Origin of the sequence: uncultured Turicimonas sp. (assembly GCF_902477955.1) — a bacterium.
In the GTDB taxonomy this organism is placed as follows: Bacteria; Pseudomonadota; Gammaproteobacteria; order Burkholderiales; family Burkholderiaceae_F; genus Turicimonas.
The window spans coordinates 1-11,433 of the sequence record NZ_CABSJB010000057.1 but is presented as its reverse complement, the minus strand read 5'-3'; the positions used below and the strand labels follow the sequence as shown (position 1 = coordinate 11,433).

10 protein-coding genes are annotated in these 11,433 nt (G+C 40.7%); 5 read left to right on the top strand and 5 right to left on the bottom strand.

Annotated features, from left to right (window positions below; translation table 11 throughout):
- Positions 1-441 precede the first annotated feature (441 nt).
- Both RDK53_RS11670 and RDK53_RS11665 read left to right on the top strand, forming a co-directional pair.
- Positions 442-1,752, top strand: coding sequence for a porin (locus tag RDK53_RS11670; RefSeq protein WP_308515072.1), 1,311 nt, complete (start codon positions 442-444; stop codon positions 1,750-1,752).
- Between the two features lie 81 nt (positions 1,753-1,833).
- A complete protein-coding gene (locus RDK53_RS11665) occupies positions 1,834-2,832 on the top strand; it encodes a NapC/NirT family cytochrome c (protein ID WP_308515070.1) in 999 nt (332 codons plus the stop codon).
- Positions 2,833-3,002: 170 nt separating this feature from the next.
- On the opposite strand, the gene RDK53_RS11660 is transcribed toward RDK53_RS11665, so the two are convergent.
- The 3 genes from RDK53_RS11660 to RDK53_RS11650 form a co-directional block, all read right to left on the bottom strand.
- Positions 3,003-4,046: an FAD:protein FMN transferase gene (locus RDK53_RS11660; RefSeq protein ID WP_308515068.1), complete on the bottom strand. Its 1,044-nt coding sequence runs from the start codon at positions 4,044-4,046 to the stop codon at positions 3,003-3,005.
- Between the two features lie 9 nt (positions 4,047-4,055).
- The gene (locus tag RDK53_RS11655) at positions 4,056-4,442 is read right to left on the bottom strand and encodes a hypothetical protein (protein ID WP_308515066.1); all 387 of its coding nucleotides are present in this window, start codon (positions 4,440-4,442) and stop codon (positions 4,056-4,058) included.
- Positions 4,443-4,615: 173 nt separating this feature from the next.
- Positions 4,616-5,281: a hemolysin III family protein gene (locus RDK53_RS11650; RefSeq protein ID WP_308515064.1), complete on the bottom strand. Its 666-nt coding sequence runs from the start codon at positions 5,279-5,281 to the stop codon at positions 4,616-4,618.
- Between the two features lie 325 nt (positions 5,282-5,606).
- Between RDK53_RS11650 and RDK53_RS11645 the strand changes: the two genes are divergently transcribed.
- The 3 genes from RDK53_RS11645 (at position 5,607) to RDK53_RS11635 (ending at position 8,361) form a co-directional block, all read left to right on the top strand.
- Positions 5,607-6,158, top strand: coding sequence for a biotin transporter BioY (locus RDK53_RS11645; RefSeq protein WP_308515062.1), 552 nt, complete (start codon positions 5,607-5,609; stop codon positions 6,156-6,158).
- A gap of 352 nt (positions 6,159-6,510) precedes the next feature.
- Entirely contained in the window at positions 6,511-6,822 is a 312-nt protein-coding gene (locus tag RDK53_RS11640) for a cytochrome c3 family protein (protein WP_308515060.1), read from the top strand.
- A 3-nt stretch (positions 6,823-6,825) separates the two neighbouring features.
- Entirely contained in the window at positions 6,826-8,361 is a 1,536-nt protein-coding gene (locus tag RDK53_RS11635) for an FAD-dependent oxidoreductase (RefSeq protein WP_277037927.1), read from the top strand.
- A gap of 78 nt (positions 8,362-8,439) precedes the next feature.
- On the opposite strand, the gene RDK53_RS11630 is transcribed toward RDK53_RS11635, so the two are convergent.
- Together RDK53_RS11630 and RDK53_RS11625 are read right to left on the bottom strand one after the other, a co-directional pair.
- On the bottom strand, positions 8,440-9,225 hold the full coding sequence (locus RDK53_RS11630; RefSeq protein ID WP_308515057.1) for a hypothetical protein: 786 nt from the start codon (positions 9,223-9,225) through the stop codon (positions 8,440-8,442).
- On the bottom strand, positions 9,222-10,196 hold the full coding sequence (locus tag RDK53_RS11625) for a LysR family transcriptional regulator (RefSeq protein WP_308515055.1): 975 nt from the start codon (positions 10,194-10,196) through the stop codon (positions 9,222-9,224). Before RDK53_RS11625 ends, RDK53_RS11630 begins: the two co-directional genes overlap by 4 nt.
- Positions 10,197-11,433 lie beyond the last annotated feature (1,237 nt).

Genomic DNA, 11,433 nt, shown 5'->3' with positions numbered 1-11,433 from the left:
AACAAAAATGTTGTTTTTTTCATGAATATGTAGTTTTTTTGAATCACATTTTTTTTAAACTTGTTGCTTTTCCGCAAATAAGACATATTCTTCTCTCTTTCCAATAACCCATCTTGGGTTTTGTAGGGTTATTTAATTTTAAGTTATTCTTTTATAACCATTGTATATAACAATACTTTATATTTTTAAAATATTATTTAAAATTAAATAGTTATATAGAAATCTTAAAGATTTTCTCTCCCCTAAAAAAGCTGTTTATTTTAAACAATTTATTCAAAATTCAGGTAAAAACCCTTAATTAATCTAGTTAAGACTTGTCTCTGTTTGGGTTCTACTTTATAGGTAAAGGTTTTCCCGAATATAAACTGACCTCAGTTGTTTAGAGATATTTCTAAATATTTCGAACGTTTAGTTAAATCTAATTTCCATTGGAGAGAGATCATGACGGGATATAAACTTTTGGTGACTGCGATCGCACTTTCATTAACTCCGGCATTCGCAGCCAATAGTGCCGACAGCACCAGCAGTGCTTCGCAACCTTCCGCTTCTGCATCCTCTGCTTCTGCCACACCAAGCGTACAGTATCGTTCTGGTCCGACAAAGAGAGGCCGCGGCGTTGCATTTGCTTCAACAAGTTCTACTGAAACAAGCAATACCAGCCACGCTAGTTCCGCTATCGCACAGATTCCTATGGACGCTACAAGCAGCTCTATCACCTTGTTCGGTGAATTAGACGGCGGCGTCACAATCGAAAAATTAAGAGGCAAAGACACAACAGTTAAGATGTCCAGCGGCAACTGGTACTGGACAAGCTGGGGTATTAAAGGTGTTGAAGATCTAGGCGGCGGCAATGCGGCTATCTTCACATTGCAGCAAGCCTTTAAGCTTGACAATGGTGAAGGAGTCGGAGGAGGTGCCTTCAATAACCAAGCATTCTTAGGTTTGCAAGGCGGCTGGGGTAGATTGACATTCGGTCACCAAGCCGGCTTGTCTTCCGGCGACGGTGATTACAGTATGCTCGGAGGCAGTGCCATTGGTACAGGTTTCACCGCCATCGGTAACTTAGCCGGCGTGTTCCTGACAACCGGGTGGTTAGACAATTCCATCGCCTACCGTACACAAAAATACAATGGGTTGCAATTCACAGCCATGTACTCCAATGGTATAGACGGTGACGATAAAGAATGGTCTAAGAACAGCCACTACTATGGCTTAGGATTGACCTATGACGTCGGCGCATTCAATTCCAACTTCATGTTTGAATTAGAAGACCATAAGGGAACCAAATTGGCAGACGGCTCTCCGGCTAAGCTGGACAAAACTCAGTATTACACCGCCGGTGCTTCTTATGACTTCGGAGCATTTACTCTGTACGGTGCCTATCAGTTTGTAAATCATGGTACAAGAATGCCTAACTACAACATGATTCACCTCGTTGATGCATCCAGCACGGCAACAAAGCCAGCAGCAGAAATTCCGACAAAAGGTGTTCGTCAAAACGCAGCTTCTGTTTCTGTCGCAACTCCGGTTGCAGGCGGTACTTTAATGCTTCAGCTTAATGGAGTGAAAGGTAAGATTCTTAACGACAGCGATAAATACCAAGCATGGTCCATTGGTTCCGGTTACACCTATCCGCTCTCCAAGAGAACTCTTCTCTACGGTAGTGTTAACTACGGTCAAGGCGGTAAAGCTCTCAAGCATAGCAACTTGGACGGCTTTACAACAGTGTTTGGAATGGCAACAACATTCTAAGTCTCTTGCCTGATTTAATTTAAGCTCTATTAATAATCTTCTAAGAGGCTCTAGCCAGTGGGCCTCTAGAGGAGGAATAAAATGGCAGAAAGATCAAAATGGTTTATGTTCTGGGTAGTTTGCGGCAGCTTCCTAGCAGGTATTCTTGCCGTTTGTGGCCTGGTAAGCGGTGTTAATTGGGCCGGCTCTGACAAATTCTGTGGAACATTCTGCCACACTATGAATGGCGTGGCGTATGCATGGAAACAGGGCGCACACGGCCGAAATCCCTCCGGTGTTACTGCCGGGTGTTCCGATTGTCACTTGTACAATGCCTCAGAACCGGTTCTTGGTCCATTAGGCTATATAAGTCTTTTAGGCCATAAGGTGGTTGCAGCTTCTCACAGCGGATTCGGTCAAGTTATTGGCCGTTTCGACACTCCGATGACATGGCTTCAACAGCGACCGGAAGTTGAACAACAAGAAATCGGCTGGTTTAAAGGCAACAATTTCCATACTTGCCGCGGTTGTCATGATTTATCTTTGATGTATGACAAGACGAATCCGTCTATCGGGGCATGGCATGCTCTTTATAAAGATCAGACATTAGATTGTCTGTCTTGCCATAAAGACGTCGGCCACGATTACAAGCAGGTTGATGAATACATAAAGACAAATAATGCATATCCTCCGCTTGACGAAGCTTGGGTATTCCCGGTTTCTGCTTCCACAAGCGCAAGTCCGATGCCTCCGCAGAATTTAACTCCTGAACAGCTCAAAAAAGACGCCCAGCCTTGGACTCCTAACAGTACAAGTGCTGCCAGCAGCAATCAGCAGCCGAATGTAAATCAGTCTCAAGATGTTCAGAAGATTGCTAAGGAACTTTACGAAAAGACTAAAGAAGGCTTTAACGTAAAACAGCCTCAAGCGCCTGCTCCTGTAGCGGCAGCAACCAGCTCGGCATCTACGGCACCTATGACACAGGCAGCTGCTCCGGCTCCCGCTCCAACTGTCAAACCTGCAGCAGCTCCGGTTCCTGCTTCTAAACAGGCTGCGGCTGCAACATCTGCAGCAAGTCAGCAGCCCACAGCTAAAAAGTAATTAAATTAATTACAGCAACTAAATACCTCCTGATGTTTTCCTCTCAGGAGGTTTTCTTTGGCTCTGAAGGAAGGAGGTCAACAATCCGTGATTAGCTCTTTTTGTAAAACAAAAGGAACACCGATTAATAGTGTTCCTGAAATATAAAAAGCTTTTTAGAATCCGGCAGATTATTCTTTACGTATAAAACCAACTTGATACAAGGGCTCAATCACATACAAATCTCCTTTGAGGTTATCTGTTGCTGCAGCATGTTCAAGTTTCTCATCGATAAGGACTGCCTTTAATTCGGGATGTTCGACTAGAAATTTCAATGCACCGTCCCAGCCCATCACAAATAACGCAGTGCAAAGTCCGTCTGCATAGCCGGAATTTCTATTAATGATAGTAACGGAGGAAAGGGTAGCCGGAACCGGTTCACCTGTTTTCGGGTTCAAAATATGGTGATATTTTTTTCCATCTTTAATAAAGAACTTTTCACAATCCCCGCTGGTTACAACAGATTCATCCTTGGAGGGAACCGCTGCAAAGTTTCTGCCTCTCTTAAGATCCGGTTCTTGTATTCCGATGAACCATGGGTCGCCTCTGCCGTTTGTGCCTAGGGTGATAATGTTGCCGCCAAGACTTACCAAAACATTATTGCATTCATTGGCACGAAGTTTCTGAGCAATCTTGTCAGCGATAAAACCTTTCCCGGTAGCCCCTAAAGTAATTTCCTGGCCTTTTCCGATTTTGGCATAATATTTATCGCCTTCTTTCTTTGTTTGGATTTGCTTATAGTCTACTTTTTTAAGGGCCTCCTCAATTTCTTGAGGAGAAGGGACGCGGTGATTTGGATGGTCGACACTCCACAATTTAACCAAGGTTCCTACCGTAGGATCCAGAGCACCGTCAGTTATTTCACAGATATCCTTCGTTAAATCCAGAATCTCTACAGTATCCGGGCTCACTTCTACCCAGTTGCCATCTGAAGTTCCTAATTTTGAAATGTCACTGGTGGGGATATAAGCCGACAAAAGCTGTTCGAGACGGAGGGTTTCGTCTTTAATAACCTTTTGACAAAATTGTGCTTTTTCCTCGGTATCTGCTTTAACTTGACTAGTGATATTAGTGCCTAAAGCTTGAAATTCATCAAGATAAACCTGAGAAGCCGAAGCAGTAAGGGAGAAGGCGCATAAAAGGAGTGACGTATAGAGGATTTTTTTCTTTAACATATTTATTTCCTACTTTCTAAGATGACTGCAGGCTAATGTTTCGCCAAGGTTGCAGGCTCTTTGATAAAACCGGATACTTACCTCAGGATCACGGTTAACGCCTATACCTTGACGGTAATTATTGGCTAAAGACAAACAGCCTACGGCAAAATTCAATCCGCAGGCCTTTTCATAATATTTATTGGATTCTTCCGGCTTTGATTCCTGCTGGAGCTTGAAGCCGAGGTAAAAACATCCTTTGGCGTCATTATTTTCACAAGCTTGCTTGGCAATTTGTTCTGCCTCTTCAAATTTTCCCTCCCGATGCTTAGCAATAGCTTCATCACCCGTGGAAGCATGCGAAACTGAAAATACAAAACAAGATAAAAATAAAAGTGAGAGCAAAGGATTCCGCATAGTTAGCCTTTTTAGAATTTTTTTATGCTAACTGTAAGTTTAGAAACTGTGGACTTTTATAGCAGTCCTTTGCCTCGCTTGTTACCCAAGTTAAGACAAAGGACCGGAGATTGAACGGTCCTTTTTGAAATATGTTTGCTTTGAGAGATAGTTTGAAGCTGTCTACTGTCTATCTAGAATGTATACATAACGGCAAAATAATGAGTCAGACTTCCTCCTAAAACAAACATGTGCCAAATAGCATGGTGATAGGGAAGACGCTGCCAGTTAAAAAAGATTGTGCCTAGAGAATAAAGCAGGCCTCCTGCAACAAGCAATACTAGGCCGGTAAACGGCATTGCATCAAACATTGGTTTGGCCGCAAAAAGGATGCACCAGCCTTGGAGCAAATAAAGACAAGTATTCCATTTATCGCTCATCTTTATGAGCCAGGGTTGAAAGACAATGCCGAAAATAGCGATGGTCCAAACAGCCGCGCAAACGGTGTAGCCAATCCAATTGTTCAGAACATTTAAGGTAAAAGGGGTATAGCTTCCGGCAATCAAAAGAAAGATCGCCGAATGGTCAAACAATTGAAATATTCTTTTTGCTCTTGGAAATGGTATTGCGTGATACAAAGTACTTGCTAAATAAAGCAGTATTAAAGAAGATCCGAAAATAGTGACGGTCGTAACGACTAGTGGAGAATGAGAGTCAGTAGCATAGATCGTCAGGAACACCAGTCCGACGATAGCTGCCACAGTTGCCAAGGCGTGGGTAATGGCGTTAGCCCATTCTTCGCCTGTCGAATAGAACTTTTCTTCCGACCGAAGGAATCCTGAATAGGTTAAATTTTTCATTTATTTCTTCCTCTTTTTTCGTCCTATTATCGTTATTTCTTTGCACGGTAACGACCTCAAAAACGGTCATTTTGTAACAAAGAAGGAAACTGTGTCTGGAATAGGTTTTATTCAAAGTCACATCCAGTTACATATTGATTAATAAGCTCACGTAGCTTGCCGCTCACCTAACTTTCATTATCTCGGGCCATTTCAAAATATCTTTCTTGATCTGTTCTTAAGTCCCTCTGGTTCAGGACGTATCTAGGAAAAGAAGAGGATTCAAAGAAGAAAAACGACCATGAAAAGCCGTTATTATTTTCTGCGTCTATTTAAGGAGAAATGAATGGCTAACACTCAAACATGGGGAGTCACTGTCCCTTCACTAAAAACCATTTTGACATGTTCCGCAGCCTTTATTGCATTAGTAGCTGCAAGCAAAATGTCTGTTCAGATTGGACCTGTTCCGTTAACAATGCAAACTTGCGCGATTGGTTTAATCGGCGCGGTTCTCGGCGCACGCAAGGGCTTTTTAACCGTTTTGGCTTTTGTATTGGCTGGTTTGGGCGGTTTGCCGATTTTTGCTACGCCTTTGTCCGGTCCTGCTGCCTTAGTAGGTCCAACTGGTGGCTATTTAATCGCATTTCCTTTCGGTGCATTAATTACCGGACTTTTAGCGAAAAAAGGATGGACAGGAGAGAATATTGTCAAAAGTACAATCGCTCAGTTCTTATCTAACATCTTCATTGTTATTTTCGGCGGTTTGTGGCTCATGCTTTTAACCGGCTCCGAGAAAGCCTTTGCAGTCGGGTTGCTTCCTTTCTTCGCACCGGACATGATCAAAGCAGTTTTGGCTTCCTCGCTTCTTGCCGGTGTCAAACTGACTTTAAGAAAATAGTAAGAATTAATCCTTGAAGGCTCGGTTAATCGCCGAGCTTTTTTATTGGATGGAAAAAGCTTCTTCTCAAATCTATTGAATTCCGAAATTTCTCATTTTGTCAGCAGAAAGAAAATCTAGGATTTCTTCTTCAAGGTTTATAAAAGATTCACTTAGGCAAAAATTCAATATGTATTGCATGGATTTATTTAATATAACTAATTGAATAAATTAGATTATTTAGGGATTTGCAATAATAAGTAGAACTACTGATGTCCTTTGGTAGGTATGCCGAACTTCGGACTTGCCTTAAATTTCACTTAACGGATTTAAAACAACTTAAATCCTCAATCCCTACCAAGGAGAAAAATAAATGCAATTTTCCCGCTTACTTAAAATAGCTGCCCTTACTCTTTGCGCAGCCACCATCAGTTTTTCAGTACAGGCTCAGCTGAAAAACTCCCCGATGCATGCTAATCTTCCTGAAAATGCTCAGACAAAAGACTGCTTGATGTGCCATCAGTCTTACGATGCAGTTGCTCAAAAAACAGCTAAATTGAATCCTAATCCTCATTCTTCTCACCGTGGCGAACAAAACTGCACTAACTGCCACAGCGTCAAAGGCAAACCACGCCTCGAATGCAATGATTGCCACACTTTCGATATCAAGATGAAAGGAGAATAAGTCATGTCAAAGAATATTTCCCGTCGTTCTTTCTTAGGCGCCGCTGCAGCAGCAGGAGCCTCAGCAGTTGCAGCACCGGCATTTGCCGCTTCTTCAAATTCTTCCGCCCCTGCAAAATGGGATGACGAAGTTGACGTAGTCGTATTAGGCTGCGGCGGTGCAGGCATGATGGCCGCCTGCCAGGCTCATGACGCCGGCGGTAAAGTCGCCGTATATGACGCAGGTAAGTCTCCATTCCATACAGCTACAAATCTTTGCGGCGGCTTGTTCACAGCTTGGGGTTCCAAGCTCCAGAATGCTGACCCGGAAGGCAAAAAAGACTCTTGGCAGCAATTTGCCGAAGACATTATGGCTTATGGCAACTACATGAGCTTAAAAGAACCGGTTTACTGTTTCGCAAAGAATTCCGGCAAAGCGTTTGACTTCTTGGCTGACAACGGTCTGGCAAAACACCATCTGGAACCGTATGCAGGTCATTCTCGTCTGAGAGCCCACAGACAGGACTCTTTCAAAGGCCGTGACTACATCGAAGTTTTGGTTAAGCTTTTAGACCAACGCGGTATCAAGATTAATCACGGAATGGGAGTCACACGCTTCTACTTTGATCCGGAAACTAATACAGTTCTCGGCGTACAGGTTGGAGAAGGAGACAAGGCTAAGAACGTTAAGGCAAACAAGGGCGTCATTATGGCAACAGGCGGTATTACCGGTACTCCTGAATCCTTAGACTCCTGGGTCCCGAGCGTAGCAGGTAAGGGTGTAGCTATCGGCGGTCCGAAGAACGATGGTACAGCAATGAGAATCGCCGTCCGTGACGTTGGCGTACCTCTTTCTCATATGCAATACATCGCTTCCTACCCATGCGGTATCGTCATCAACGGACGTAACGGCCCATACTGCCGCTGGTGGTTTATCACCAACAACGGCGGAATCTTGGTTAACAAGAACGGACAGCGCTTCATTACAGAAAAAGAAGGTATCTGCCACGTTACACCGCATTTGGCTTTCCAACCTGAAGGATGCCACTATGTCTTGACAGACCAGGCTGGATGGGATCGCACATTAAGCAAGATTAAACTCGGTGCTCTTATCGGTCTTCCAAGCTGGCCTGCTGAAAGAGTCAACTCCGAATTTGCTAAGGGCGAAAACCTTTGGAAGTGCGATACTTTGGAAGAACTCAGCAAGAAATCCGGCGTCAATCTTGAAGGCTTGAAGAAACAGCTTGACCAATGGAATAAGGCTGTTGAAACCAAGAATGATACACAGTTCGGACGCACAGATCAGCAGTGGAAACTGAGCCAAGGTCCTTGGTACATGATCAAGATGGAACCTTGGAACAACCTCTCTTGCGGTGGTGTTCGAGTTAACGAAGATCTCCAGGTTCTCGGTTGGGATCTGAAGCCGGTTAACCACTTCTATGCAGCCGGTGAAACAGTTGCCGGTGTCCATGGAGCCTTCTACTGCGGCGGTAATGCTTGCGGTTTCGCACATACTTCCGGCTACGTTGCAGGCCGAAACGTAATGGGCAAAAAAGCTTAATTCCTGAGTGAGTGAATAGGAAGAGGCGGAGAGTGAAGAATTCTCCGCCTTTTTCAATAGTTAAAAAAATACTAACTTCTAATTAACATGTTCTGAAACCCATCCGGATGCGGTCTCAATTACACCATCTCGCCAATCGCCGAGAATCAATTCGGAATCCATTTGAAATTGCGTATTATCAAACGAATAGGGCGCCTTAGAAGGTTCTTCCGGACTAAAAACTAACTTAGCCTTGTAGTTATCCGGAGCAATGACCGAAGCTGTTTTTAAGGCTTCTTCGACTACTTCCGATAAGTGCGGAAAACCATTCTCACATAACTGGTAGGTTCCGTTTAAATCTTGTTTTAGAAAAGCTTTATTGAGAAAAAGACTTAAATATTTAGCAGCCATTCTTTCAGAAATTAGAGGTAAGTTCGACTCTTCTTTAAGAGTGATTTTTCTTCTGTCTTTAACTTTTTCTAAAAAATCCGTGATTAAGTTCTTTGTTCTAAATGAATGTACTAATCCCAACTCAATAAAAAGCGTTCGAACTAAGGTGGAATAAGGCTTCTGAGGAAATTTGGCGGTTAAACACTCGTAATTTAAAGGTCTAACTTCCAAATAGAGAGCTTCCGTTCCAATTAAAGCTCTTTGAACGTATGGTCCAAAATTGTTGTCATTCAGTCCTTCATAAGATGAAAGGAGATTGATGATGCAGCAAGGGTGAAGCAAAGCCAAAACGCTAATGAAATTACTGAATCCAACCACAGAAATGTCTGATTTTCCAAAGTGATGGACTTTAAATTTCTTACTGAGTTCTGCCTCTAGATAAGACTGAAAGCTTGTTTTTTCTGAGAGGAGAACAAGACTGTCTATTTCTTTCACAAATGCACCAAATTAGCAGAAAAATCAGACATCCAAAAGCCGTTGGACATCGGAGAAATAATTCCCTCAAAGTTTATAAATCTTTGAAAGAACCAGTTAATAAAGTCATTTACATAAGCCCTTTGAGTATGTTTTTTATTTAAATATACTTGTTGAAGCGGCATGGTCCAATCGGGCAAAACCTGTTGGACTTGGCCGTTCTTTATCTCTGACGCATAGAAGTAATAAGGGCAATAAACACCGACGCCATAATTATCTAATACTGCCGTTTTAATGGCACCCGGATGGTTGAAGCGGCAGCAAGCATCCAGATTAAGGTGATAAGTTTCAGAGCCTTTTTTTAGATGAGTATTTCTTTCTCTGTTTCTAGAGTAAAAGGAGAATAGGGGATAGTTGTTCAAATCCTCAGGTCTTTTTATTGAGACATTTTCACCACGAAGAAATTCTGTGGAAGCAGTCATAATATGCTTGATGCCGCCAAGCAGCATAGTGGTATTAGTGGCTGTCGTAATAGGGCTCGTACTTAGAATGATGTCATAACCTTGGAAAGTTTCAGTACTGAAAAGTTCCACATAACTCATTGAGCGGCAGGAAAATCTTGTAGAAGGCTCGATCTTCATGTACTCCAGTAAACAGATGGGCAGAAGCTTTTCACTTATCCCTATTGGTGCAGCAATAGTGATAAGTTGTTCAAGGTTCTCCTGGCCTTGGGAGAGGTCGTTGATTAGACAGCCTGCATCCAGGACAATTCTTCGCATTCTGGAAAAAGCGACAAAACCTGCAGAAGTGAGTTTAAGTTTGCGGCCGTCCTTTGTGAACAATTCTGTACCTAAATCTTTCTCTAATTTGTTTAATTTTCTTGAGATAGCTGAGGTTTCTTGATGAAGAGATTGAGCAGCCTTAGAGACAGAGCCTAAGTTGACCACCTGAAAAAATAAACGCCAAGTGTCTAAGTCATGAGCGCTATTCATAAAATACGCCTTAAGTGTAAAAAAATATTCAAAAAGAAAAACAATATGAAACGGATGATAGTCGTCTGAATAAACTTAACTCTTTATTTTTTAATAAAAGTACTCTGAACATCAATCAACAAAAATCTCATAATTAACAATTTTGTTAACTATTATAGGCTTAAGTTGTTCTTGATAGAAAAAGAGGAAAGGGCAAAAATAACGTTTGAAAGGATATTTATCCTTTCAATTCTCCTGATTGGTTGTAAAAGTATCTGGACAAAGGATACTAATTCTTAAAAGGGTCTTGTTAGAAAGAGAGAGCTAATAAGACCCTATTTTTTTACCGTCTTGCCCAATCTAAAGATATTTTCAAAACCTGCTTAGAAAATTTTCATTTTTATTTTCTTACAAAAGTAAAAGCAGGATCTCACCGACAATTTCATCCTACAAAACAAAGTAATTTCCAGAAGTTTCTTTTTGGAAAATTTAATGTTTTTTAAACTGGCACTTTTTTCATCAAATAAATTAACGCATGGTTTAATTCTGTATTGTTAACTTATTTATTTAAGTAATAAATTATTTTTATTTTTTTCATGTTTGCTTGAGATTAATCAGTTGTATTTTTATTAATATTAATTATATTCAATTTAATAAATATAATACGTCTATATAACGCTTTAAAATATGGGGCATCTTTTAATAGATTAATATTAATTATTATTTTGTGTTTAGAATTTTACTTTCTAACTGTTTAATTTAAATTAAAATTATAGAAATATATTTTAAATTTAATTTTCACCTTTTTTAAATAAACAATAAATAAATATTATATTTGCTTAGCTTACTAAATTACCATTCATCACTATTCGGACAGTAAAAAGAAAAATAAGGTAATTGGCGAATACATTCATTATATGCATCATCAAAAAAAATATCCACATCCGGTTGTGAATATCAAAAATTATATATCTATTTGATTTAATAGTTTATTTTAAATTAAAGAACAGATAGACACATAAATTACAGATTATTTATAACTGATTTATTTCCCGTATATTCAGCTAGTTAAAATAAATCCATTGATTAAAGATTTAATTTTCATATATAAGTTGATCTTTCTGTGTTGATAAATTTATTCTTTATTTTTCAAATAGTTATGATAGAACTTGAACACACTGTTTTATACACAAGATATTTGACTGTCTGAATCATGAATTTATTTCTTAGACAGTAAAATATAAAGGAAAGTTCCGTT